This window comes from Novosphingobium sp., from assembly GCF_025351285.1.
Lineage (GTDB): Bacteria > Pseudomonadota > Alphaproteobacteria > Sphingomonadales > Sphingomonadaceae > Novosphingobium.
This window is the reverse complement of record NZ_JANXWG010000153.1, coordinates 1-24,723: the sequence shown is the minus strand read 5'-3', so window position 1 is coordinate 24,723 and position 24,723 is coordinate 1. Positions and strand designations below refer to the sequence as shown.

At 66.3% G+C, this 24,723-nt stretch carries 23 protein-coding genes and 2 pseudogenes; 12 read left to right on the top strand and 13 right to left on the bottom strand.

From position 1 onward, the window contains the following. A pseudogene (locus tag Q0R16_RS18915) lies at nt 1-120 on the top strand (IS630 family transposase); the annotation flags it as partial. Here the strand turns inward: Q0R16_RS18915 and Q0R16_RS18910 are convergent. Genes Q0R16_RS18910 through Q0R16_RS18890 form a run of 5 tightly spaced genes read right to left on the bottom strand, consistent with a single transcriptional unit; the run spans nt 121 to nt 4,377 of the window. Beyond that, a complete protein-coding gene (locus Q0R16_RS18910) occupies nt 121-324 on the bottom strand; it encodes a hypothetical protein (protein ID WP_295639981.1) in 204 nt (67 codons plus the stop codon). Between the two features lie 51 nt (nt 325-375). Then, nucleotides 376-1,086 carry a DsbA family oxidoreductase gene (locus tag Q0R16_RS18905; RefSeq protein WP_295639978.1) on the bottom strand — a complete coding sequence of 237 codons (711 nt, stop codon included), beginning with the start codon at nt 1,084-1,086 and terminating at the stop codon, nt 376-378. Beyond that, nucleotides 1,083-1,988 (bottom strand): NAD(+) diphosphatase, encoded by a 906-nt coding sequence (gene nudC, locus Q0R16_RS18900; RefSeq protein ID WP_295639975.1) that lies wholly within the window; start codon nt 1,986-1,988, stop codon nt 1,083-1,085. Before nudC ends, Q0R16_RS18905 begins: the two co-directional genes overlap by 4 nt. Next, the gene (locus tag Q0R16_RS18895; RefSeq protein WP_295639971.1) at nt 1,985-3,283 is read right to left on the bottom strand and encodes a serine hydrolase domain-containing protein; all 1,299 of its coding nucleotides are present in this window, start codon (nt 3,281-3,283) and stop codon (nt 1,985-1,987) included. Before Q0R16_RS18895 ends, nudC begins: the two co-directional genes overlap by 4 nt. After that, entirely contained in the window at nt 3,280-4,377 is a 1,098-nt protein-coding gene (locus Q0R16_RS18890) for an A/G-specific adenine glycosylase (protein ID WP_295639968.1), read from the bottom strand. The genes Q0R16_RS18895 and Q0R16_RS18890 overlap by 4 nt, the downstream gene beginning before the upstream one ends. A gap of 29 nt (nt 4,378-4,406) precedes the next feature. On the opposite strand from Q0R16_RS18890, the gene Q0R16_RS18885 reads away from it, so the two are divergent. From Q0R16_RS18885 to Q0R16_RS18865, 5 genes and pseudogenes are all read left to right on the top strand, one after another. After that, the gene (locus Q0R16_RS18885; protein ID WP_295639987.1) at nt 4,407-4,970 is read left to right on the top strand and encodes a DUF721 domain-containing protein; all 564 of its coding nucleotides are present in this window, start codon (nt 4,407-4,409) and stop codon (nt 4,968-4,970) included. Nucleotides 4,971-4,975: 5 nt separating this feature from the next. Beyond that, nucleotides 4,976-5,743 (top strand): thioredoxin domain-containing protein, encoded by a 768-nt coding sequence (locus Q0R16_RS18880; protein ID WP_295639965.1) that lies wholly within the window; start codon nt 4,976-4,978, stop codon nt 5,741-5,743. A gap of 244 nt (nt 5,744-5,987) precedes the next feature. Further along, nucleotides 5,988-6,746: a thioredoxin domain-containing protein gene (locus Q0R16_RS18875; protein ID WP_295639963.1), complete on the top strand. Its 759-nt coding sequence runs from the start codon at nt 5,988-5,990 to the stop codon at nt 6,744-6,746. A gap of 73 nt (nt 6,747-6,819) precedes the next feature. Beyond that, entirely contained in the window at nt 6,820-10,257 is a 3,438-nt protein-coding gene (locus Q0R16_RS18870) for an AAA family ATPase (protein ID WP_295639960.1), read from the top strand. Beyond that, a pseudogene (locus tag Q0R16_RS18865) lies at nt 10,254-11,081 on the top strand (glycosyltransferase family 87 protein); the annotation flags it as partial. The gene Q0R16_RS18870 and the pseudogene Q0R16_RS18865, both read left to right, overlap by 4 nt. Before the next feature lie 302 nt (nt 11,082-11,383). Here Q0R16_RS18865 and soxR read toward each other — a convergent pair. Beyond that, nucleotides 11,384-11,827 (bottom strand): redox-sensitive transcriptional activator SoxR, encoded by a 444-nt coding sequence (gene soxR / locus Q0R16_RS18860; RefSeq protein ID WP_295639984.1) that lies wholly within the window; start codon nt 11,825-11,827, stop codon nt 11,384-11,386. Between the two features lie 87 nt (nt 11,828-11,914). Between soxR and Q0R16_RS18855 the strand changes: the two genes are divergently transcribed. Then, nucleotides 11,915-12,319 carry a VOC family protein gene (locus tag Q0R16_RS18855; RefSeq protein ID WP_295639956.1) on the top strand — a complete coding sequence of 135 codons (405 nt, stop codon included), beginning with the start codon at nt 11,915-11,917 and terminating at the stop codon, nt 12,317-12,319. Here the strand turns inward: Q0R16_RS18855 and ubiA are convergent. Further along, the gene (gene ubiA, locus Q0R16_RS18850; RefSeq protein WP_295639953.1) at nt 12,310-13,245 is read right to left on the bottom strand and encodes a 4-hydroxybenzoate octaprenyltransferase; all 936 of its coding nucleotides are present in this window, start codon (nt 13,243-13,245) and stop codon (nt 12,310-12,312) included. The genes Q0R16_RS18855 and ubiA overlap by 10 nt on opposite strands. Nucleotides 13,246-13,312: 67 nt before the next feature. On the opposite strand from ubiA, the gene Q0R16_RS18845 reads away from it, so the two are divergent. The 3 genes from Q0R16_RS18845 to Q0R16_RS18835 are packed head-to-tail and all read left to right on the top strand — an operon-like array spanning nt 13,313 to nt 15,770. Beyond that, the gene (locus Q0R16_RS18845) at nt 13,313-14,101 is read left to right on the top strand and encodes a 16S rRNA (uracil(1498)-N(3))-methyltransferase (RefSeq protein WP_295639948.1); all 789 of its coding nucleotides are present in this window, start codon (nt 13,313-13,315) and stop codon (nt 14,099-14,101) included. Then, entirely contained in the window at nt 14,098-15,471 is a 1,374-nt protein-coding gene (locus tag Q0R16_RS18840) for a glutamate--cysteine ligase (protein ID WP_295639946.1), read from the top strand. The genes Q0R16_RS18845 and Q0R16_RS18840 overlap by 4 nt, the downstream gene beginning before the upstream one ends. Beyond that, nucleotides 15,468-15,770, top strand: a complete 303-nt coding sequence (locus Q0R16_RS18835) for a putative quinol monooxygenase (RefSeq protein WP_295639943.1) — start codon at nt 15,468-15,470, stop codon at nt 15,768-15,770. Before Q0R16_RS18840 ends, Q0R16_RS18835 begins: the two co-directional genes overlap by 4 nt. 6 nt (nt 15,771-15,776) lie before the next feature. Here Q0R16_RS18835 and Q0R16_RS18830 read toward each other — a convergent pair whose 3' ends face one another. After that, a complete protein-coding gene (locus Q0R16_RS18830) occupies nt 15,777-17,105 on the bottom strand; it encodes a protein-S-isoprenylcysteine methyltransferase (protein ID WP_295639942.1) in 1,329 nt (442 codons plus the stop codon). Continuing rightward, on the bottom strand, nt 17,102-17,458 hold the full coding sequence (locus tag Q0R16_RS18825) for a hypothetical protein (protein ID WP_295639940.1): 357 nt from the start codon (nt 17,456-17,458) through the stop codon (nt 17,102-17,104). The genes Q0R16_RS18830 and Q0R16_RS18825 overlap by 4 nt, the downstream gene beginning before the upstream one ends. 228 nt (nt 17,459-17,686) lie before the next feature. Here Q0R16_RS18825 and Q0R16_RS18820 point away from each other — a divergent pair, with 228 nt between their 5' ends. Continuing rightward, complete coding sequence (locus Q0R16_RS18820; protein ID WP_295639937.1) at nt 17,687-18,535, top strand: class I SAM-dependent methyltransferase; 849 nt, start codon at nt 17,687-17,689, stop codon at nt 18,533-18,535. 114 nt (nt 18,536-18,649) lie between these two features. Here Q0R16_RS18820 and Q0R16_RS18815 read toward each other — a convergent pair whose 3' ends face one another. The 4 genes from Q0R16_RS18815 to Q0R16_RS18800 form a co-directional block, all read right to left on the bottom strand. After that, the gene (locus Q0R16_RS18815; protein ID WP_295639934.1) at nt 18,650-20,032 is read right to left on the bottom strand and encodes a PQQ-binding-like beta-propeller repeat protein; all 1,383 of its coding nucleotides are present in this window, start codon (nt 20,030-20,032) and stop codon (nt 18,650-18,652) included. 38 nt (nt 20,033-20,070) lie between these two features. Then, nucleotides 20,071-20,883, bottom strand: a complete 813-nt coding sequence (locus tag Q0R16_RS18810; protein WP_295639932.1) for a tetratricopeptide repeat protein — start codon at nt 20,881-20,883, stop codon at nt 20,071-20,073. A 181-nt stretch (nt 20,884-21,064) separates the two neighbouring features. Then, nucleotides 21,065-22,270, bottom strand: coding sequence for a glycosyltransferase family 4 protein (locus tag Q0R16_RS18805; protein WP_295639930.1), 1,206 nt, complete (start codon nt 22,268-22,270; stop codon nt 21,065-21,067). After that, complete coding sequence (locus Q0R16_RS18800) at nt 22,260-23,144, bottom strand: alpha/beta hydrolase (protein ID WP_295639927.1); 885 nt, start codon at nt 23,142-23,144, stop codon at nt 22,260-22,262. Before Q0R16_RS18800 ends, Q0R16_RS18805 begins: the two co-directional genes overlap by 11 nt. Before the next feature lie 110 nt (nt 23,145-23,254). Between Q0R16_RS18800 and Q0R16_RS18795 the strand changes: the two genes are divergently transcribed. After that, nucleotides 23,255-24,652, top strand: a complete 1,398-nt coding sequence (locus tag Q0R16_RS18795) for a protein adenylyltransferase SelO family protein (protein WP_295639924.1) — start codon at nt 23,255-23,257, stop codon at nt 24,650-24,652. The last annotated feature ends 71 nt before the right edge of the window (nt 24,653-24,723 follow it).

Sequence of the window (24,723 nt, the reverse complement as noted above, 5' to 3'; positions counted from 1 at the left end):
CGCGTCTTCACATCCTACGACAACATCATCGACCACTGCTGCGAAGCCTGGAACAAGCTCATCGATCAGCCTTGGCACATCATGACCATCGGCCGCCGCAAATGGGCGCGTGGGTCATGATCAGTGCAGGTTGGTATAAGTCATGTCGAGGCCCGAGGTCAGGAACACCCAATCGCGGTAATTGCCGGGCAGAATCGCGCGTCCGTCTACGGTATAGGCGACCGCGCCAAGTGGCACCGTCGATCGGGCCAGCGTTTCAGCGCCGGCTGCGGCAAGTGCAACGGCGCCGACCACCAGCAGTCCCGGCTTGAACCTGCCAACCATTCGCAATCCCCCGATTGTGTGAACATCCAAATCGCCGACAGGGTCTGGCAATCAGGCCGGCGCGTGAAGCCCCCGCGCCACGACCCGTCGCAGCGCGTTGGCGCAAACCTCGGGCTCCTGCGCGCCGGGTATCAGGAACTTGCCGCTGACCAGCATCGCGGGAACGCCGCTGATGTTGAGGTCCCAGGCGTGGGCTTCTTCGGCCCGAACCCGTTCCGACATCGCGGGGTCGGCCAGTGCGGCTTCGCAACCCGCGCGTTCCAGCCCTGCTTCTTCGGCGATTGCCAGCAGCACGGCCGGGTCCGAAACATTCCGCCGTTCGTTGAAGTGCGCCGTGAACAGCGCCAGTTTCAGCCGCGTCTGCACGTCCGGCCCACCCGCATCGAGCGCAAGGCCGAGCAACTTGTGCGCCAGGAACGTGTTCCACATCATCGCTGGAGGGGCATCATCGCCGTCGGTGCCGGTGTAGGCCAGCACCGCGCCCGCATCCTTGGCGATGCGCTGCATCTGCACCCGGCCCGCCGCGGCCTGCTCCTGCGTGCGCTGGTACTTGCGCATCACGTGCGCCTGTTGCGGCTCGCCTTCCGGTGGCATGTCGGGATTGAGTTCGAACGGCCGCCAGCGGACTTCGGCCTCGATTTCGCCCGCGACCAGCGCCAGCCCTTTTTGCAACTGGTGCCAGCCGATCAGGCACCACGGGCACATGACGTCGGACCACACGTCGATGGTCAGGCGCACCGGAGCGGTGGTTTCGGAACTCATCGGTCGAGCCACCAGCGCAGCAGGTGATGCGCGACGGCGTGGCGCGGCGGGGCGATGAAGGCGCCGTCCTCGGCCCCGGTGGCGACCGCCTGCATGGCGTATGCGACCTCCTCGCGGCTGAACCAGCGGGCTTCGTCGAGTTCGGTCTCGTCGATCGTGATCACGTCATCGCTAGCCAGGCTGTGGCACCCGATCATCAATTGCGACGGGAATGGCCACGGCTGGCTGGCGACATAGGTTACCGTATTCACGTGGATGCCGGCTTCCTCGTGGACTTCGCGCGCCACCGCTTCCTCGATCGTCTCGCCCGGTTCGACGAAGCCGGCGAGCGCGGAGAAGCGGCGCGGCGGGAAGCGCGGCTGGCGGCCCAGCAGCAAGCGTTGTTGTCCTTTGGCCGAATGCTCCACCAGCATGATCGTGACCGGATCGACGCGCGGGAAATGTTCGCCCTTGCATGCATCGTTGGTGCAGGAGCGCTGCCAGCCGCCCTTGGCCAGCTTCGTGGGTTGCCCGCAGCGCGCGCAGAAGCGGTGCCGTGCGTGCCAATCGACCAGGCTGCGCGCGCCGCCATATGTCGCCAGATCGCCCGGCGAAAGCGCCGCCATCGCCTGCCACAATCGCGGATTGGCGAAGGCCGGGCGCTGGTCACCCACCGGCGGCACTGCGGCGAAGCAGCCCTTTCCGTCTGCTACGCCCAGGAACACCAGCTCCGCGCCATCGGGCGCATCGGCCAAAGTGCCCCATTCGAGGTTACCCTCCGGATCGAACATGGGGTCGATCCCATCGAGCCGCAGCAGCCGCGCGCGCCAGTCCATCAACGCATCGAGCGCGGCCGGATCGGAGCGGATGTGATCGGCGCGGTCGAGCCGCGCGCCGGCAAAGGCAATCGCCGGTGTGCTCACGCCGCGACTTTCCGGCCGGCCATGAGATCGGCGATTACCGCCTTGGGGAATTCGGCGTGGATGGGATAGGTGCTGTCGGGCATGTATTGGGTGAACAGCGAGGCGCGGTTCTTCACGCGGTAGTTGACGAAGGCAATCGTGCCCGCCGCGCCCCCCCAGCCGTAAGTGCCCGCATCCCAGCCCATGCCGACGCGCCCGCCCGCGCCGAAGCCGGCGCCGTTGATCATGGAATTCTTGGTGTCGACCGAGGCCGGCAACAGGTTACTCGTGCCCATCCGAACCGCTGCCTCGCTCATCACGCGGCGGCCGTCGATCACGCCGTAGCCGAGCAACATCGTCAGGAACCGGTCGTAATCGGCGGGAGAACTGACCAGACCGGCGCCGCCGAACGGGAACGCGGGCTTGTCGAGATAAATCGAACTGCGCGCCGGATCGAGCGGCAGCAGCACGCCCTTGGCCACCGCGTAATTGGTGGTGAGCCGGCCGACATCGCTTTGCGGCACCTGGAAATACGTGCTGTGCATGCCGCAGGGCGCGATGATGCGATCGTGCATGAACTTGTCGAACGGCTGGCCCGAAACGACCTCGATCACCCGGCCCATCAGGTCGAGCCCGACCGAATAACTCCAGTGCGTGCCCGGTTCATAAACCAGCGGCAGCCCGGCCAGGTGATCGGCAAATTCGGCAAGGCTGGCGGCAGGCTTGCCGCGATCGAGCCCGGGCATCGACATGCGGCTGATCTGGCCTGGCACCACGCCGGCCGCCACGTAAGCCGCCTTGATCGGGCCTTTCTGGATGATCGAATAGCCAAGGCCCGCGGTGTGCGTCAGCAACTGGCGGATGGTGATCGGGCCGCTGGCCGGGCGAAGCTGGTCGATCGGGCCATCGGGGGTGACCTGGACCTGCATCTTGGCAAATTTCGGCAGGATATCGGCCAGCGGCTGGTCGAGCTTCATCTTGCCTTCGTCGATCAGCATCATCGCGCACATGCCGGTCAGCGGCTTGGTCATCGAATAGACGCGGAACAGGCTGTCGGGGCCGATCGCGGGGGCATTGCCGATCGCCAGCTTGCCGCGCGCGATCACGTCGCCACGCCCGGCGCCGAAGCCCAGCACCGAGACCATGCCGCTGACCCGGCCGCCGCCGACGTAGTCATCGACCATCTTCGCAACCGTCGGCCAGTGCGCGGCAGCCACGTCGCCGGCTGCCAAAGCGTGGCGCGGTGCCAGCGCCGCAGCGCCGAGTGCGAGCCCGCCACCAAGAAATGCGCGGCGGGTGGAAGATGGGGTAGTCATTGTTCAGCGTCTCCCGAAGCTTGTGTTGTATCGGCCAGCGCAAGGCGGACCGCTTTGGCGAACACGGTGGGCAAGCCGGCGGACTCGATTCCAGCGACCGGCCACCACTCGCCGTCCTTGAGCGCAGACGTATCCGGGCTTTCAGCGCGCATCAATTGCAATTCGAGATCGAAATGCGTGAAGCCATGGCTGACGCGGCCCAACGCTTCCCAGCGCGCGGTGATTGGCGGCACCTTATCGCCATCGCGGCGCGCGGCCCAGCCGTCATCGGGCAACGCGCGCATCGCGCCGAGCATGCCCTTGGCGGCGCGGGTGACTAGCCAGACGCGAATGCCTTCCGGGCCGTCGCGCTCGATCCAGTAGGCCGTGCCCGTGCGCTGCGGCTTGGCCTTTTTCGCGGGCTTGATCGGCAGCGAGACCGGATCGCCCCCGGCTCTCGCCTTGCACTGGCCGGCCAGCGGGCACAGCAGGCAACGCGGACGGCGCGGGGTGCAGATCGTGGCGCCCAGGTCCATCATCGCCTGGGCAAAATCGCCAGCGCGCGCGTCCGGCGTGATCGTATCGGCAGCAGTGCGGATCGCGGGACGGGCGCCGGGGAGCGGGGTATCGATCAGGAACAGCCGCGAGACCACCCGCTCGACATTGGCGTCGACCACCACCGCGCGCCGGTCGAACGCGATCGCCGCCACTGCCGCTGCGGTATAAGCGCCGAGGCCGGGCAGCGCGCGCAAGCCGTCCTCGGTATCGGGAAACGCCCCGCCCGAAGCCGCAACCGCCCGAGCTGCCGCGATCAGGTTGCGCGCCCGAGCGTAGTACCCCAGCCCCGCCCACTCAGCCATGACCGCGCTTTCGTCGGCCGCCGCCAGATCGCCCACGGTGGGCCACAGTTCCAGGAACCGCGTGTAATACTTGCCCACCGCCGCCACCGTAGTCTGCTGGAGCATCACTTCGGACAGCCACACGCGGTACGGGTCTTGCGTCGGCTCGCCCGGCCGCTTGCGCCAGGGTAACGCGCGCACATGGACATCGTACCAGCCGAGCAACGCTGCCGAAATCGGATGATGGTCAATCGCATCAAGGTCGCTGGCCTGCATCGCGCCGCTATGGCATGGCGACGCCCACGATGGAACGCGATCCTCCCCCTAAGCCCCCGGCCAAACCTTCACCGAAGCCGGCTGGCAAGGTGCCCACCCCGTGGCAGCGCCCGCGTGGGGCCGGGGTGCGCGCAATCGGCGAACTGACGCCCGCCATCGGCCGCACCGCATTCCGCCGCTTCGGCTTCGTGCAAAGCTCGGTCGTTACGCGCTGGGGCGAGATCGTCGGCCCGATCCACGCGCAGCACTGCGCGCCCGAATCGATCCGCTTCCCGCCCGGCGAGAAGGCCGATGGCATCCTGCAACTGGTGGTCTCGCCCGGCCATGCACCGCTGATCCAGCACGTGACCGAGGAAATCATCGAACGCGTCAACCGCTTCTTCGGCTATCGCGCGGTGGCGCGGGTGAAGATCCGGCAAGGCGAGGTTCAGAATTCCGGCGGCACGAACGCATCCGTTCGGGCAGCCCCGTCGCTGCGGCCGATCCCGATGGAACTGGGCGATTCGTTGCGCGATATCGGCGATCCCGAATTGCGCACGGTGCTCGAATCGCTGGCGCGTAGCATGAGCGCGGTGGACGACGTGAAGGAGTGAGGGCGTTGAAAAGGGGCATCACCAAAGGCTTGCGCACAGCCGTCACGATCGCGCTGGCCACCGCCGGGCTGGCGCTGCTGGGCGGAGCGACACGTCCACGCACTGCGGCCGTCAAACCGGCCGCCGCTTCGCAAGGCGTCCCTGCCGGCACCGCGTCGGAAAACTGGAACGCGGTGATCACCCGCACCGATCATGACAGCTACGTGCTCGGCAACCCCAAGGCCAAGGTCAAGCTGACCGCCTTCATCAGCTATACCTGCCCGCATTGCGCCGCCTTCGAGGCCGAATCCGAAGGGCCGTTGCGGCTGAGCTTCATCGCCGGCGGACAAGGCTCGCTCGAAGTGCGAAACTTCGTGCGCGACGGCGTGGACCTGACCGTGGCGATGCTGACGCATTGCGGGCCGCCGTCTAAGTTCTTCCTCAACCATTCGGCGTTCCTGGGCAGCCAGTCGAGCTGGATCGAACCTGCGCTTACGCCTTCGCCGATGCAGAAGCAGCGCTGGTACAGCGGCGCGCTCGCCCAGCGGCTGCGGTACATCGCCAGCGATTTCCACTTCTACGAGATCATGGAAACCCGAGGCTATTCCCGCGCCGAAGTGACCAAGTGCCTCGCCGACTCCGCGCTGGCCAAACGGCTGGCCGAGGGCACCGACAAGGCGCAAAAGGATTATGCGATCCAGGGCACGCCGTCGTTCCTGATCGACAACGTGCTGCTTTCGGGCACTTACAGTTGGGACGTGCTGCGCCCGCAGATCGAAGCGCGGGTCGATTGATGGACCGTGATGGTGGACGATCGGGCGTGTTGTTTGCACAGACTCTTCAATCGATGAGTCCGATAGGCTACGACCACAAAATTATGTTCAGGCCCACCCACTCCCGGTCATCCTGAGCTTGTCGAAGGACTGTCTTTCTTCTGTGAGCGCGGAGAAAAAAGAACAGTCCTTCGACAGGCTCAGGACGAACGGTTCGAGGGCCAGGCGACCCCTTAGTTACCGCGCACTGCCACGGAGACCTTTGATGACTTTCACCCCTGCCCGTTTCCTGATGCTCGCCGCGATTCCCGCACTGGCGCTTGCCGGCTGCAACAAGTCCGGCGACACCGGCGCGGGCGCCGGCCCGGTGCCGACCAGCGCCGCCGCATTGCCCAAGGTCACCGCCGCCGCCGGCAAGGCGTGGAGCGACGTGGTCGAGGTCACCCCCGATGGCGGCTATCGCATGGGCAACCCCGATGCGCCGATCAAGCTGGTCGAATATGGCTCGCTGTCGTGCCCGCACTGCGCGCACCTGGCCGAAGAAGGCTTCAACCCGCTGGTCAACGATTACGTCGGCAGCGGCCGGGTCAGTTACGAATACCGCAGCTTTGCGATCCACGCGGTCGACGTGCCGCTGACGATGCTGGCACAATGCGCCGACAAGGGCGCGTTCTTTGCCTTGGTCGATCAGCTTTACGCCAATCAGCCTGCGCTGCTCGATCGCGCGCAGAAGGGCGAAGCCGCGGCGAATGCCGCCGCCAAGCTACCCGACAACCAGCGCTTCATCGCGATTTCCGATGCGATGGGCTTCACCGATTTCTTCGCGCAGCGCGGCGTACCCAAGCCACAGGCCGAAAAGTGCCTGGCCGAAAACAAGACCGCGACCGAAATCGCCACGCGCGCACAGACCTGGGGCAACAAGGGCGTCGATTCCACGCCCACGCTGTTCATCAACAACCGCAAGATCGAAGGCGCCACCTGGGCCGAAGTGAAGACCGCGCTCCAGAACGCCGGCGCGCGCTAGTCGGGATCAGCGCCGGGGGGGCGGGTACGGATTGGAGCAGCAGGCGAACACGGCGGCCAGTCAGAGCCGGAACATGCAGTTCCGGCGGCTCAAGCTGTCGGGCTTCAAAAGCTTCGTCGAACCCGCCGAGTTGCGCATCGAGGAAGGGCTGACAGGCGTGGTCGGCCCCAACGGCTGCGGCAAATCGAACCTGCTTGAAGCGATCCGCTGGGTGATGGGCGAAAGCTCGGCCAAGTCGTTACGCGGCGGCGGCATGGAAGACGTGATCTTCGCCGGCACCGCCACCCGCCCCCCGCGCGATTTCGCCGAAGTGGTGCTGTTCGCCGACGGTGACCCCGATGGCCCGTTCGGAGGCGAACTCGAAGTCGTCCGCCGGATCGAGCGCGGCGCCGGATCGGCCTACCGCGTCAACGGCCGCGACGTGCGCGCCAAGGACGTGGCGCTGGTGTTCGCCGACGCCGCGACCGGCGCGCACAGCCCGGCGCTGGTCAGCCAGGGCCGGATTGCCGCAGTGATCGCGGCAAAACCGGCCGAACGCCGCGCCATGCTGGAGGAAGCCGCAGGCATTTCCGGATTGCACGTGCGCCGCCGCGATGCCGAACAGAAATTGCGCGCGACCGAGGCCAATCTGGCGCGGCTGGAAGACTTGCTGGCCGGGCTGGAAGGCCAGATCGCCACGCTGCGCCGGCAGGCGCGCGCGGCCGAACGCTACAAGACGGTGAGCGACCGCATCCGCGTCGCCGAAGCGCGGCTGGTGTTTGCGCGCTGGCGCGATGCCGCCTCCGCCGCCGATGCCGCGCGGGCGGCAGCAGCCGGGGCCGAAGCTGCGGTGGCGGCCGCTCAAGCCGATGCGACACGCGCGCAAGCCACGCAGCACGCGGCGGGCCAGGCAGTGGCTGCGGCACGCGAAACGCTGTTCGATCGCCGGCAGGATGCCTCCGCTCATGCCCAGCGCATGGCCACTTTGGCCGCCACGCGCGACGCGGCGGTGCAACGATTGGCCGATCTTGACCGGCAATTGGCGCGGCTCGCGGCCGATCGCGGGCAGGCCGACAAGCTGACCGCCGACGCCGCGCGCGAAATGGCGCGGCTCGAGGGCGATGCCGCCAACGCGGACGCCGCACTGGCCGCCGATGCCGAGCGACGCCCGGTGCTGGCCAACGCTCTCGACGGCGCAGACCGCGCAACGCGCGAAGCTGAACTGGCGTTGGCGCAGCGCGTCGCCGAACAGGCCGGGATCGATGCCGACTGGCGTGTTGCCGACGCCGCGCTCGCTGCCGCACGACAGCGGTTGCAGCGCGCCGAAGCCGATGCTGCAAGGCTGGCGGCGCAGGCCGACGCGATCGCGCGCGAGCCCGATCCTTCCGCGCTCCTGGCCGAAGCCGAAGCGGCGCGCGCTCGGGCTGCGGAGGCGCTTTCCGCTGCCGAAGCCACGCGCAACACGCTCGCCGGCAACCGCGAAACGCTGACCGCCGCACGCGATGCCGCCAGCGGCGCGCTGGCCACTGCGCGCGCAGACCTGGCCGGGATCGAGCGCGAGACCGAAGCGCTCGCCCGCGATCAGACGGCGCGCGACAAGCAGGCGGCCGCGCGCAAGCAGGGCCCGGGCGCAATCGGCGCGCTGGGCGTGGCACCGGGTTACGAACGCGCGCTCGCGGCAGTGCTGGGTCGAGATGCGGGGGCGCCGCTCGGGCCTGCGCCCGCGGACACCGACGGGCGCTTCTGGACTGGCGCTCCGCCGCTCGCGCCGCTGGCCGACTCACTTGCGCGGCATGTCACGCGATGCCCAGACGAACTCGCCGCGCGACTGGCGCTGGTGCGGTTGGCAGAAAGCGACGATGGCCAGCCGCTTGCTCCCGGCGAATGGCTGGTCACGCGCGGCGGGCACTTGCGGCGCTGGGACGGCTTCGTTGCACGCGGCGAAGGCGCGGCCGAAGCGGCCATGCTCGAAGCGAGGAACCGGCTGGCCGCGCTCGAAGCGCTGTTGCCCGAACGCCGCGCCGCGCTTGCCACCGCCGAAGCTGCGCACAACGTGGCGCAAGCCGACATTGCACGCGTTCAGACCGATCTTGCCGAAGCCGAACGCGCGCTGTCGGCTGCCGCGCAAGCCGAGCGTGCCGCCCTGCGCGCCGTAGACCAGGCCGAGGCGGCCCACGCTCGTGCCGAGGCACGGCGCGGCGAACTTGAGCGTGCGCGCGTCGATGTGGCCGATCAGGTCTCGCTGGCGGCGGCCGAGGTGGCAGCGGCCGAAGTGCGCAGGGCCGAACTGCCCGAACCGTCCGGAGCGCGCGCTGCGGTCGATGCGGCACGCGCGCGCAATGATGCGGCGCGAACCGCGCACCAGTCGGCCAATGCCGCGCTAGCCGCGCTTGAACAGGCGCTTGCGGTCGGGCGCGAACGGCTGGCGGCACTCAGGAGCGATATCCGAAACTGGCAATCGCGCAGCGGCGATGCGGCGCGGCGGCTGGCCGACATGGCAGCACGCGCCGAAGAACTGGCGCAGGATCGCGCGGTGATCGCTGCCAAGCCCGAGGGGCTCGAGCGCGAAATCGAACAGGGCGATCACATCCGCGACCGACTGGGCCGCGAATTGACCGAGGCGGAGGCGGCAATGTCCACGCTCGATGCACAGGCGCGCACCGCCGATGCAGCGTTGACGGCCGCCAACGAAGCACTGTCCTCCGCCCGCGAAGTCCGCGCCGGCGCCAGCGCGCGCGCCGAAAACGAGGACCAGCGCCGTCAGGAAATGGCCGCGATCTCGGGCGAACGGTTCCGCTGCCCACCCCCGTTGCTGCCCGAACGGATCGGCTTCCCCTCAACCGAAGTCGCCACCGCATCCGACGAATCCGCTGCTCACGACCGCCTGCTGGCCGAACGCGAACGGATCGGCCCGGTCAACTTGGTGGCCGCCGACGAACTGGCCGCAGCCGAAACGAAGCTGGGCACATCGGTCGCAGAACAGGCCGAATTGACCGAGGCGGTCCACCGGCTGCGCGGCTCGATCGGAAGCCTCAACCGTGAAGGCCGCGAGCGGCTGCGCGCTGCGTTCGAGGCGGTCGACGGGCATTTCCGGCGTCTGTTCGGGCGGCTATTTGGCGGCGGGGAAGCACACCTGGCGCTGATCGACAGCGACGATCCATTGGAAGCGGGCCTCGAAATCTTCGCACAACCGCCGGGCAAGCGGCTGCAATCGCTCACTTTGCTTTCCGGCGGTGAACAGGCGCTGACCGCGGTTGCGCTGATCTTCGCGCTGTTCCTGACCAACCCCGCGCCGATCTGCGTGCTCGACGAAGTCGACGCGCCGTTGGATGACGCCAACATCGAACGCTTCTGCGACCTGCTCGACGCAATGGTCGCCGAAACCCGCACCCGCTACCTGATCGTCACGCACAACGCCGTGACGATGAGCCGCATGCACCGCCTGTTCGGCGTGACGATGGTGGAACAGGGCATCAGCCGCCTGGTCAGCGTGGACCTGGGCGCGGCCGAACAGTTGCTGGCGGCGGAGTGAAATTTTCGCGCGTCCATCTCGCACTTGTCGTGCTGTGCGTGCTGTTTCTGGTCTGGACGATCACCAGCGGGGTCCGGCCCGGCGCCTACACCGATTACCTGGCCGAATGGCACGAAGTCGTGGCCGGACACGATCCCTGGCGGCCATCTGACGCCACGCCGCTCAACGCTTATGGGCCGCTGTTCAACGCGCTGGCATTGCTGGCGTGGCTCGATCCGATCGCGCCGAAGGTTTTCTTCGGATCGAGTTACTTGGCGTTCGTGGCATGGTTGGTCCTGCGAAAAGCCCCGGACCAAAGCCCGCGCCGAACGCACGCAGGTATTGCGCTGTGCCTGCTCAATCCGTTTCCCTGGGTCGAAATTGCGCATTTCGGGTTCTTCGACGTGCTCGTCGGCATCGCCTGCGCCGGCGCGGTCCACGCCGCGCGGCGCGGCGGTGAGCGGCTGTCCGGCGCGCTTGTCGGAGTGGGAATCCTGGTGAAGTTCCTGCCAGTGGTGGTGCTGCCCGTGCTGGCCAGCGGCGGACGCCGGCTGCGGCCGAATCTGGCAGGAAGTGCCGCGGTTGTCGTAGGTGCCGGAATGGCCGCAAGCTTTGCGCTGTGGGGGCCGTCGACCTTCGATCCGATCCGTTTCGCAGCGGGCCGTTCACCGGTCATGTCGATTTACGACCTGCTCGGGTCTCCCGATTCGCCGTTGTGGTTGGGGCTGAAGTTCGATCTTGCGAGCCTCGAAAAGCCGCTGATCGTACTTGCCGAGGCTGCGTTGCTGGCGTGGTGCTGGTGGCGCAAGGCCGGCCCTGCGGTGTCGGCGCTGCTGGCCGTGCTGGTGGTCTTGTTGTTCTACCGCAGCGGCTACAACAACTACCAGATGATGGCGTTCTGCCTGCTGGGCTATCTATTCGCGGCCGCACACGAAGAATTCCGCATGACGCGCGGGCTGCTGCTGGCGCTTTGCGCATATCTCGGCACGCTGGCTGCGATCGACGCGGGCTATCCGGTCGTGCGGCGGATCGCCAGCACCGATCACGCATTGCTGTACCTGAATGGCAGCTACCTGTTGCGCTGGCTTGCGGGGTGCGCGCTGGTCGCCGCGATCATGGCGGCGACGCGCGCCTGGGAGCCCGGCGATCACCCCAGCACGAAGCGCGGCCCCGCCTCGCCTCCGGCCCCAGCCACATCGTCCTTGTTGTTAAGCCGGCAGCGTTGCAGGCTGAGGCAGCCGCAACCGATACATTCATCAAGTTTTTGGCGGGTGCGCACCAGCAGCGCGATGCGGGCATCGAGTGCCTCGCGCATCGAGGCGCTGATCTTGCGCCAATCGGCCAGCGTGGGGGTGCGGCCTTGCGGCAGGCAGGCCAATTCAGCCTCGATCTCGGCCAGGCCCAATCCGAGCTTTTGCGCAATCAGGATGAAACTCAGCCGGCGGATATCGCCGCGCGCGAACCGCCGCTGGTTGCCACCCGACCTCAGCGACGTGACTAGCCCCCGTGTCTCGTAGAAACGGATCGCCGAGACCGAGAGGCCGGTGCGGCGCGCGATCTCTCCGATCGGGATCAGGTCGGTGGATTTCATGGCGATGTACATAGACAGAAATTTGCTTGACCTCAAGTTAGCTTGAGGTTGCATCAAGGGTTGTATCGATTCGCAGGAGACAGGACCATGGCCGCAGCCCGGCTCGAACATGCCAACATCACCGTCAGCGATCCCGATCGTTCGGCTGCGTTTCTTACCCGGTTGTGCGGATGGCACGAACGCTGGCGCGGGCCGTCGCAACTGGGTGGCTGGACGATCCATCTGGGGTCGGACACCGAGTACCTTGCGCTTTACACGCCCCGCGAGCCACAGGCGAAGCAAGCCGAACATACCGAGCCGCAGCAGGTGCGCTTCGCCAAGGGCGCGCCGCTCAACCACATCGGATTGGTGGTGGACGATCTCGATGCGGCGGAGAGAGTGGTCGAGGAAGTCGGGCTAACCCCCTTCAATCATATGGATTACGAACCGGGCCGACGGTTCTATTTCTTCGATTGGGACGGCATCGAATTCGAAGTGGTGAGCTACACCTGAGCGAATCCGGCATGCCCCACGACCAGGCACGCCGCCGCCATCAACAGCCCGGCAAAACGATTGGCGCGAAACTTGGCGAGCGCGTCGTCGCCGTCGTCGGGTTTCAGCGTCGCGACTTGCCAGACGAGATGCAGCGCCACCGGCAGCAGCGCGGCCAGCGCCAGCCAATCGGGCCGCACCAGCCACACCGCGGTGCCCCACAGCACCAGCGCCGCGCCATAGAACGCCGCCACCCCGCCGCTCACGTGCGAACCCATCCGCAGCGCGCTCGATCGGATGCCGACCAGCGCGTCATCCTCGCGATCCTGCAGCGCGTAGATCGTGTCGTAGCCGATCACCCACGCGATCGCGCCGGCATAAAGCGCCGCCATCGCACCCAGCGCGTGATCGGTCACCGCGATCCAGCCGACCGGCGCGGCCCACGAAAACACGATGCCCAGCCACGCCTGCGGCCACCAGGTGATCCGCTTCATGAACGGATAGGCCGCGACCGGCAGCAGGCTGGCCAGCGCCACCACTTGCGCCTGCCAGCGCAATTGCAACAGGACCACCAGCCCGATCAGGCACAGCGCCAGCAACCAACCCCACGCCAGTTTCCGCCCGATGCGTCCGCTCGCCACCGGCCGCGAGGCGGTGCGCGCCACCTTGCGATCGAGATCAGCGTCGACCACATCGTTATAGACGCAGCCTGCCCCGCGCATCGCGATCGCGCCCAGCAGCAGCCACGCGATCAGCGCGAAATGGAACTCGCCGTCCCCAGCCACCCCGCCCGCCAGCAGCACTGCCCAGGCGCCCGGCCAGAACAGCAACCACCAGCCGATCGGCCGATCGAACCGCGCCAGTTGCGCCAGATCGCGCATCGGCTGCGGCAGGCTCGCGACCAGCCCACGGTGCTGGGAATCGGGCACGATCTGCGCTTGGTCCATGATCGCCGCCTACCCGCGCTCGCCGAATTGCGCTAGAGGCTCTGACCATGTCCGCCATGCATCACCCATGACTCCGGCCTGGCCCCCGAAAAGCGCCCCGCGCCTGTTTGTCGAGTCAGGGCTGGCCGAGGGCGCCAGTGTGGTGATCGAAGGTCCCCAGGCGCATTACCTGGTGCGGGTGATGCGCGTGGCCACCGGCGATACGGTGATGCTCTGCGACGATGTGACCGGCGAATGGCTGGGCCGCGTGGTCAGTGTGGACAAGCGCAGCGTGGCGCTGGCGCTCGAAGTTCGCACACGCCCGCGCGAAACAGTGCCCGATTTGTGGCTCTGCGCCGCGCTGCTCAAAAAGGCGGCTTACGACATGGTGCTCGAAAAGGCCTGCGAACTGGGCGTGGCGCGGATCGTGCCGGTGATCGCGCACCGCTGCGTGGCCGACAAGCTCAATCCTGAACGCGCCAGCGCAATCCTGACCGAGGCCGCCGAACAATGCGCGCGCACCGCGCTGCCGGCGCTGGGCGAGGTGCTGAAGCTAGATGCGCTTCTGGCGGAATGGCCAGCGGATCGCACGTTGTTTTTTGCCGACGAGAATGGCGGAGTGCCGGCGGCGCAGGCCTTTACCGCGCACAATGGCCCGGCCGCCATCCTGATCGGCCCCGAAGGCGGCTTCGATGATGGCGAACGCGCCCACATCCGCGCCCACGCATGCGCGGTGCCGATCGGGCTGGGCCCGCGAATTCTGCGCGGCGAAACCGCTGCCATCGCCGCGCTGGCCTTGTGGATGGGGCTGGCTGGCGACTGGCCATGCGAACCCTCTAGCGCCCGCCCCCACAAAGCCGTAACGGCGCGTTCATGAGCACGAGACAAGTTTCGAATCGCAACGATCCCGTCATCGAACATCGCGACCAGCTTGTCGCGCCGATGCAAGCCGGTGAAAAGCCGATCGAGGCCTGGCGGATCGGCACCGAGCACGAGAAATTCGTATACGATACCAGCGACTTCCATGCACCATCGTACGATGAGCCCGGCGGCATCCACGATCTGCTGATGGGCCTCACCCGCTTCGGCTGGACCCCGGTGGAGGAAGGTGGGAAGGTCATCGCGCTCGCCGGCGCCGATGGCACGGTCAGCCTCGAACCCGCCGGGCAGCTCGAGTTGTCGGGCGCGCCGCTGGTCAACCTGCACCAGACGTGCGCTGAAACGGGGCGGCACCTGGAGCAGGTCAAGACCGTTGGCGACGAACTGGGCAAGGCCTTCCTGGGCCTCGGCCTGTGGCCCGACAAGACGCGCGCCCAGATGCCGATCATGCCCAAGGGGCGCTATGCGATCATGCTGCGGCACATGCCGCGGGTGGGCTCGATGGGCCTCGACATGATGCTGCGCACCTGCACGATCCAGGTCAATCTCGACTATTCGTCCGAGGCCGACATGGTGAAGAAGTTTCGTGTGGGTCTGGCGCTCCAGCCGCTGGCAACCGCGCTGTTCGCCAATTCGCCGTTCCTGGAGGGCAAGCCCAACGGCTTTCTTTCGTACCGCAGCCACATCTGGTCCGACACCGATCCCGCGCGCACCGGGATGCTGCCGTTCGTGTTCGAGGACGGGTTCGGGTACGAGGCCTATGTCGACTACATGCTCGACGTGCCGATGTACTTCGTGTTCCGCGACGGCAAGTACATCGACGCCGCTGGCTTGAGCTTCCGTGATTTTCTCGATGGCAAGCTGTCGGTCCTGCCCGGCGAAAAGCCGACCAAGTCCGACTGGGTGGACCACCTCTCGACCGCGTTCCCCGAAGTGCGGCTCAAGAGCTTCCTCGAAATGCGTGGCGCCGATGGCGGGCCGTGGAACAAGATCTGCGCGCTGCCGGCGTTCTGGGTGGGTCTGCTTTACGATCAGACCGCGCTCGATGCGGCGTGGGATCTGGTCAAGGGCTGGGACATGGCAGGGCGCGAACTCCTGCGCGCGTCTGTGCCCAAACTTGGCCTCGATGCGCCGCTGCCAGGTGGTGGAACGTTGCGCGACATCGCTCCCGAGGTGATGCGGATCGCGCGCGCCGGCCTCACCGCGCGCAACCAGTTGAACGCGGCCGGCGATACCGAAGCCGGGTTCCTCAGCCCGCTCGACGATATCGTGGCGAGCGGCAAGGTGCCTGCACAAAGGCTACTCGATCGCTATCATGGCGAATGGGCCGGCAATGTGGCGCGGGTTTACGAGGAGAAGTCGTTTTGAAAATCGCCGTCATCGGTGAATTCCGCCTGCCCGCCGGCACGTTCGACGATGCGCGGCCGGTAATGCGCACGATGCTTGAAGCAACCCGCGCAGAGGAGGGCTGCATCAGCTATGCCTTCGCGCAAGACGTGCTCGAACCCGATCTCGTGCGGGTCAGCGAAGTGTGGGAAAGCATCGAACACCTCGGTGCACATGCCGCCACCGCACATATGGCCGAATGGCGCGCGGCGCTCGGCCGGATCGGGATCAGCGGGCGTTCGGTGGTTTCCTACGCAATCGCGAGCGAACGCGCGGTCTGATCGCCGCTATTCGGCCGGATGCGGCACCAGCGCGGTGGCGCGCGGCCGCAACGCTGCCAGCAACCGCGTCACCGGACCATTGCGCGCCATCCAGGCGTGATACTCGCGGTACTTCGGATCGACTGACAGCAAGTGCGCCTCCTCGGTCTTGGCGCGCCAGAAGTAGATCGCGCTGACGCAGCCGAGGAAGAACGTGTTGCGGACCGCCTCCACCAGCGAGTGGCTGGTCACCAGGAACGGCAAAGTTTCCAGCCACCAGAACAGGTTCTTGGCCAGGTACGCCGGGTGCCGGCTGAGCGCATAAGGCCCGTTGGTCAGCACGCCGCGGTGCGTCAGGTTGGAAAAGCGCAGACCGAATGCCACCGTCGCCCAGGCGTAGATGCCCGTCAGCAGCACCAGCAGCGCCGCCCAAAACCACATCACCCCCGGATGCCCGGCCAGCCAGTAACCCCAGCCCGCGGTGTTCTGTTGGTAGAACAGCGGCCGCCCCGCCTCCATCTGCTGGAACGGCGGATAGCAGATCAGCGCCGCCAGCCAGCCCGCCAGCAGCGGATTGGCGGTGCGGATATGCGCGTCGAGCGGCTTCATGGTGAGAATGTAGCCAACCATCGCGATCTGCACGTCGATCATGAACATCACGCCCACGCTCACCCCCGCAAACACCAGCGGATCGGCCAGCGCTAGGTGCCAATCGGCGCGGATCACCTGCCCCCAGTTGCCCGGCAGCGCCGAGAACATGAACGCGCAGTAGAAACCCTTCACCGCCCACGCGCGCCAGTGGTGCCGGACTTGCTCGGCATCGTAAGCCTCGCGCCCCATCAGCATCGCGCCGAAGTGCCAGGCGCCATCCTTCGGCTCGACCAGCACCCGATCGAGCCACGGCACGTAAACGATCGAGCCAGCCACCATCACCGGGACGATCCATCCCAGAACATGCATCGCGAACAGATACGACCCGCTCCAGTACCACCGACACAGGCAGTAAACGCCGGCGATCAACGCCCAGGTGATCCACAGCCCGGCCAGCTTGGTGACCGAAATATCAAGAATTTCCGAGAGCTTGCGAGGGCTTTTCCAGTCGATCCCGGTCGACACGCGACGGTGGACCTTGTCGACCAGCAGCGACCACAGCGCCATCGGCAACGCCGCCGCCAGCACCGCCACCAGCGCCGCATTCGGCCCGTCGAGCACCAGCCGCGGGCCGGGAATGTCCAGCGCCGCGCCGATCGCGGGCCACATCCGGCAAACTGCCATCCACGCCAGCAACCCGGCCAGCCCGGCAAGGCCTACGCCCGCCGAGACGTCGCTGACTGGCTTGGGATCACGCATGCTCATGGGTTCGACTTAACGAGCAAGGATGAGAAAAGGTTGAAGATGCCTCCGGCGGGCAAGGGCCATCGCCCTTGCATCCCGGGAGTTGGGATGTTGACGCGAAACGGTGTGTGAAACTTTGTGACCTTGGAGGATCGTATTGCGCCTTCGGCGCGGGATTTCGTTTCTGAGGATTTCGCTGCAAATCGTTGCGGATATTGGTTTTTATCGAGCTTTGCGCGGGCCTCGATGCGCTGCCCGGCGCGGTCCGATGTCCGCCGATCCAGCCCGCGCATTGTGACCTTCCATTCCGGAGCAAATTCCCCACCCTTAGAGGCCGAAGTGGAAGAACGAGGCAAAGGCAGGCTGAGAAACATCGCGCGGGTTAAGCCACATCACCGCCATGTAGGAAAGCCAAGACGCTGCCAGCGGCCGCGCACCGCCTCCCGCACCGCCGTCTCCCCGCACTCGATGCGGGGCTTGGCTTCTTTCCTTCGCCAATAAATGCGAAATGCCACCGTTTGGACCTTACTGCTGTCACTCTGGGGCTATCAGGCGTTGAAGGTTGCTGACGTTTCTGCAATCTGCTTCAGCGGCCTAAGTCGATGAGTGACAAGCGCGGTTTCTGGCAAAAATCTGTTATCGCGGTGCGAACGCGTGCGGCAAAACTGGAGGACGAGATGGCTAAAGCTGGCGAGAAAAGCTATTTTAATGCTATTGGCGATGTTGGGCAGAATTTCAGTTTGAACAAACCGTTTTCGTGCGATGCGTGCGATTTCATGTTGGCAGACCTGGCTGTCTTGTTCCACCTTTTGCCGGTACCGCCTGCCAGTATTCTGGACTTGGGCTGTGGAACGGGCTGGACGAGCCATTTTTTGGCCCGGCGCGGGTATGATGTCACTGGGCAGGATATCAGCGAAGAAGCACTGGCGCTTGGCACGAAGTTCGTTGCGGGAATGGAATTTGCGGGCTCGTTGCGCTTTTGCGCCGGTGACTATGAGAATATCGGCTTCGACCGCGAATTTGACGCAGCAATCTTCTACGATTCGCTACATCACGCCGAAGATGAAAAGGCGGCACTTGCGTGTGCTTATCGCGCGCTGAAGCCAGGCGGTCTGTTGATTACGCATGAACCGGGCGAAGGACATTCACTGCAAGCAGCTTCGATCGACGCAATGGCCACATATTCGGTGACCGAGAAAGATATGCCTCCGCACCACATCATCGCACTGGGATCGGAAATCGGGTTTATCCGTCCACGAATTTACCCGCTGCCCCACAATTTATTCGCAGTACTATACAATCCAAAACACATCAAAAACGTGTATCGGTTCAAAGCTAAAGGCTTTGTAAGAAACGCTATCCAATCCTTGAAGATGATCCGCAATATCGGTCTACGATCACTTTACATACCATCCGACAGGTCGGGAAATATTGTCGTGATGGAAAAATAGCTGTCTCAAAGCATCCTTCAAGGCCAAAGCCGCGAGTACGCGCAACGACAAACCATTCCCCACCTCGCACGATTAGGTTTTGCCACCGCTCTGCCGCTCGCCCGCCGGAGGCTCTTACCTGAACGCCGAAATCTTCCCGCTGTCATCCAGCACATATAGCATCTTCCCCGCCACCACCGGCGCCAGCGTCACCGGCGCGCCGATCCTTGCCACGGTCTCGAACGTTCCATCCGCGCTGTTCGCCGCCACGAGATTCCCGCGCGAATTGGCCAGCCACAGCTTGCCGCCCGCCAGCACCGGGCCGGTCCAGTAGACCGCCGCGCCCTTTTTCTTCTTCATGTTGGTGAAAGTGCCGAGTTCGGTCAGCCAGCGCACCTTGCCGGTCGACTTGGCGATGCACAGCAGCTTGCCTTCGTCGGTCAGCGTGAAGATCCAGTCGCCCGCCACTGCCGGGGTGGAGATGCCGGCCAGGCTCAGTTCCCAGATGCGCTGGCCGCTGACCAGTTCGTACGCGGCCATGCGCCCGCCCTGACCCAGCGCATAGACGCGGCCGTTCTCGATGATCGGATCGGCGTCGACGTCGGTGAGCGAGGACACGCTGGTGGCGATGCTGGTGCGGGCGAGCGCGTCGGTCCACAACTGGCGGCCGTTTTCATAGCGGTAGGCGGTCAATTCGCCGGTCGAGTAGCCGGCGATCACGGTGCCTTGGCCGGCCGATGGCGCGGCCACGCCGAACACGCCGGTCTGCCCGGTGGCGCCCGAGACGTTCCATTCGCCGGCCCCGTCTTCGGCATTGACCGCAACGAGCTGGTTGTCCTGCGTCATCGCATAGACCGAGCCGAACGCCACGGTGGGCGATCCACGCAGCGGGCCGGCGGGCTTGACGCTCCACTTCTTGGTGCCGTCCTTGGCGTCGAGCGCGGAAATTTCGCCAAGGCCCGTGGTGACGTAGACCTTGCCGTCATCGAAGCTGACCCCGCCGCCGAACAGCGACGCGCCGTATTGCTTGGCCTGGAACGAGACCGTCCAGTTCTGGCGCCCGGTGCCGGCATCGAAAGCGTGGACCACGCCGTTGGTGTCGAACACGAACAACTGCCCGCCGCCAACCACTGGCGCTGCCGCCAGCCGCGTACGGCCGGTCGAACCCGCGATCTTGGCCGTCCACGCCCGGCTCGGCGAATCGCCCAGCGCCAGGTTGCCGTAAGCCTTGGCGGGGCTGCCGCCGGGCTGTGCCCAATCGGCGTTGTCGGTCACCGGCGGAACCACCACAGCCACCGACGCCAGATCGGCCGAAACCTTGGTGCCCGATTCGATGCGCGAGAGCACCGGAATGCGGTTGCCGAGCGAGGGCGTGGTCTTGACCTTGCCCTTGCCGCCCACGACGCCGCAACCCGAAAGCCCCCCCATAAGCCCCACTGCCAGCACGGCGAACGCGCCCAGCGCGCCCGCGCGGAACGCGCTTCGACTTCGCGCGCGGAAGGCTGGAGAAAGGGTCATGGGCAGGCTCCTGGTCGAATTTGTGTGCGAGCGCGCGGTCATTGCGCGGGTGCTGGTTGTGCGGGCTGGGCTGGCGGCGGCGGTGGGCCTTCGCCTTGCGGGGTCGCCTCGGCCGCAGCTTTTCGGGCGTCTTCGACCGTATCGACGCCGAGCAGCCCGGCGAGTTGACGCACGCGGCTGCGCAACGAATCGGGCGCGTCCTTTTCCTTGGCAATCGCGGCGAACAGCGGCCCGGCCAGATCGTTGTGGCCCTGCTTCATGTACGCGATACCCACCAGCTCACCCGCGCTGGGGAAGAAGGCGTTGCCCGGAACCGCCAGCGGCTTGAGCTTGGCGATCACCTCGTCGGGCTTCAGCGCATCGAACCGCAGCGCCACGAAGCGCACGTTGGCCAGATCGCGATAGGCCTGTGGCGCGCTCGTGTCGGCGGCCACCGCGGCGAAGGTGTTGGCGGCGGCATCGGCCTTGCCCTGTTGCGCCAGGATCCCGGCGTTCAGCAATTGCGTGGCCGCCTTGTAGCCCGGGCCGCCTTCGGCAACGAGGCTGTTCGCCTTGGCCTTGCCGCCATCGAGCTGCCCGGCTTCGACTTGATCGAGCGCGGTGGTGAACTGTTCGGCGTGCGCGTCGGTGACCGAGGCCTTGTGGCTATCGTACCACAAGTAACCGGCCAGCACCGCCAGGCCCGCCACCACCGCCGCGCCGATCGGCTTGGCGTAGTTCTGCGCGGCTTCGGCCAATCGGTCCTGCCGCACGGCATCGTCGACCTCGCGCAGGAACACGTCCTGTTGCATGTCGTTGGTCTGCGCCAACCGGGTGGCGCGGTCCTGGGGGTTGGTCGGTCGAAGAGCCAAGGCGCAAACTTTCAAGGGTCGGTGGCAGCAAAACGTTGCCGAGTTGGCCGGGTGTTTAGCGAAAGGTCACGCCAATTCAATCGCCATTGCCCGGCGCAAGCCGATTCCGGGGGATTTGCGGGGGATTTCGGTCATGGTATTGCGATGAAGCGCAGCGACTGAACCGCCGATTAAGGCGCGTTCAGGGAAAGGACGCTCGGTTCAGCACGCCGGCGTAAAGCTCGGCATAGCGCGCCACCATCGGGCCAGCGTCGTATTCGGCGCGGGCCCTGGCGCGGTTGGCTTCGCCGATCGTGGCGCGCAATGTGGCCGAATCGCCCAGTTCCTGCATCGCGGCGCCCAGCGCTTCGGCATCGCCCGGCGCCACGATGTAAGGCAGGTTTTCGGGCGCCACCATCAGCGCCACGTCGCCCACCGCCGGGCTGGCGACGGGCAGCCCGGCGGCCATCGCCTCGACCACCGAGAGCGGGAATTGCTCGCTGTCGGACGAGAGCGCGAAAATGTCGAACAGCCCGATCGTACCCGCCGGATCGGCCACGAAGCCGGGCAGGTGCACGCGATGGCCGATCTCGAGATCGATGGCCTTCTGCATGATCGCCTGCCGTTCGGGCCCCTCGCCCAGGATCACGAGCTGGAACCGGTCATCGAGCACGCTGAACGCCTCGACCATGCGCGGCAAGGCCTTGACCGCGCGCAGCCCCGCCACAGAGCCGATCCAGATCTCGTCGGCACGCTTGACCACGCGCGGGATCGCCTTTGGATTCAGAGGTTTTTGGCCGGGCTGTGCGGTAAAAGCGGCGGTGTCGATGCCATTGGCGATCCGCACCACTTTGCCGCGCGGCTGGCGCCAGGCGGTCAACGCGATCGCCTCCAGCCGTTCGGACGGCACCACCAGCCGCGACGCGCGCGCCAAGGCCACCGTGCGATACCAGTTGCGGCGCCGGCTCAACTTGCCCGCTTCGTCGGCGTTGAAGCCATCTTCGTGGTGGACCAGCGGCGGCAGTTTCATCGATGGCGCGAACATCGCGTGCGCCATCGCCGCGTCCATCGCGCCCCAGTTGTAAGTCAGGACCAGATCGAAATCCTGCATCGCCCGCGCCAGCTTGCGCAGGCGATCGACCGAGAACTTGCCGGTCAGCGGCGGGAATCCGAACGGGAAGTTGACCGTGACCGCCGGGTCGATCGCCGCGCGCGCGCCGGTCGCCTCGGGTACGGCGGAAACGATCGAGTGGCGGATGGCCTTGCCCTTGCCGTCCCTGGCAAAGGCGTTCATCAGCGCGACCGCACGGCGTTCCTTGCCGCCGGCATCGAAGGTCGAATGCAGGTGGAGCACGCGCAGCGGCGCGCTCGACGCGGCGCCGCCCTCCGATCCGGGCTTAGTCGACACGCGCGAGCAGCGCCTCGATCGCGGCCACGCTGACCGGTTCGTCCAGCGTGGGCGCATGGCCGACCCGCGGCACGGTCACCAATGTCGCGCCCGGCGCTTCATCGATCATCCGCGCGGCATTGTGCGCGGCCAGGATGTCCGACCGTTCGCCACGCAGCAGCAACAACGGCGCCTTTCCAAGCGCATGCCACGCCGGCCACAGATCGGGCGCGGGTGCATTTGCCGGTGCGGCTTCGATCGGATCGGCGATGTTCATGTCGTAATCGAACGCAACGCGTCCGCCGCTGCCCAGCGCCATCGTGCGCTTGGCCATGCGCAGCCAATCGCCCAGGTCGAAATCGGGGTAAGTCTCGGCCTGGCTTTCCTGCAGCGCCCATGCGCCGTGCATCCAGGTTTCGAAGGCGCGGCCTTGCCCGACATAGTCGCGGATGCGCGCGAGCCCCGCCGGTTCGATCTCGGGCCCGATATCGTTGATCACCGCGCCGGCGATTCGTGACGGATCGGCCCAGGCCATCAGCATCGTCACCAGACCACCCAGCGAGGTGCCGATCGAAACGAACCGCGCGATCTGTTCCTGCGCCAGCAGCGCCTCGATATCGGTGACGTAGTGCGTGGGAACGTAGGTCATCGGATCGCGCGCATAATCGCTGTCGCCGCGCCCGCGCAGATCGACGCACAGCACGCGGCGGTGTTGCGCCAGCTTCGGCGCCAGATCCTCGAAATCGCGGGCATTGCGAGTCAGGCCCGGAATGCAAATGACCGGCGCACGCGCGGCTGCGCCAGAATCATCGGCCGAATCGACGCACCGATAGTCGCGAAAATGCAGCTTCAGCCCGTCGCCGCTGGTCCAGCTGCGATCTTCGAAAATGCTCATATGCGTTGAACCGGTCCCCGAATGCTGCGCGCCTGCCTGACAATCGGCACCATAGGCCGAATTTGGCTCGTTGTCTTGCGCTGGTCGATCCGCCCCCCCACTATCGCGCGATGACGCTTGACCCGCAAGATACGACCTACCGGCCCGATCCCGCGATCACGCCGCTTTCGCCCTGGCTTAGTGATCCGGTGAATGCTGCGCCTTTCCCCGAGACGGTGTTGCGCTTCCGCAACGATCGTGCGGCGGCCGACGTCGGACTTGCGGGTTTGAGCGATACCGAATGGCTCGCGTGTTTCGGGCGCTTCCAGCCGCTTGCCGGCAACCTGCCGCAGCCGCTGGCGCTGCGCTATCACGGCCACCAGTTCCGCCACTACAACCAGGATCTCGGCGACGGACGCGGGTTCCTTTACGCGCAATTGCGCGATGGCGCGGGACGGCTGCTCGATTTCGGCACCAAGGGTTCGGGCCAGACCCCGTGGAGCCGGGCGGGTGACGGGCGGCTGACGCTGAAGGGCGCGGTGCGCGAAATTCTCGCCACCGAAATGCTCGGCGCGCAAGGCGTGAACACCAGCCGCACGTTCTCGGCAATCGAAACCGGCGAGGACCTGATGCGTGGCGACGAACCCAGCCCCACGCGCTCGGCAGTGATGGTGCGGCTATCGCACGGACATATCCGCATAGGCACCTTCCAGCGGCTCGCCGCCTTGGGGCTGACCGACGAGATGGCGCAACTGGTCGATTATGTGCTGACGCAGTTTCCGGGGCCGGACGCTCCTGCCGATGCGCCGGAGGGCGATGTGCCGGCGGTGCGGCTGCTGCATCAGGTGGTCGCGCGGATGGCCGATCTGGCCGCCAGCTACATGATAGCGGGGTTCGTCCACGGCGTGCTCAATTCGGACAACATGAACGTGTCGGGCGAGAGCTTCGATTACGGTCCGTGGCGCTGGCTGCCCAAGTGGGACCCGGGCTTCACCGCCGCCTATTTCGACCACCAGGGGCTTTACGCGTTCGGCCGCCAGCCCGAGGCGATCCACTGGAATTGCGGGCAGCTTGCAGTGTCATTGCGCGTGCTGTGCGAAGCGCCGCCGTTGATCGCCGCGCTCGAGCGGTTTCCCGAGCTGTATCGCGCGGCGATGGCGCGGCGGTGGTGCTGGCGATTGGGCGTGGTGCCGCAAGGGCTAGAGGTCGATACTGCGCTGATCGGCGCTTGCGAACGCGCGATGCTGGCGAGTGGGGAGAGCCCGGACAGCTTTTTCTTCGCGCACCGGGGGCTGCGCCAGCCGATCGCGGAAGCCCCGGACCACCATCCCATGGCCGGCGCTCTCGATCACGCCTATTGGGCCGATCCCGCCCCGCAATCGCTCCACATCGACGAAGTCGAGGCGCTATGGGCACCAATCGCGGCGGATGACGACTGGGCACCACTCATGGCCAAAGTCGCCGTGCTGCGCCGGATGGGCGAGGCGCTGGGGGATGCCCCGGAGCCGGCCGGCCACACAGGCGGCTAGCAGGCGTGATCCCCCTGTCCGTTCGTGTCGAGCGAAGTCGAGACACGCGAGCGCCAGGCCAGCGTGTCTCG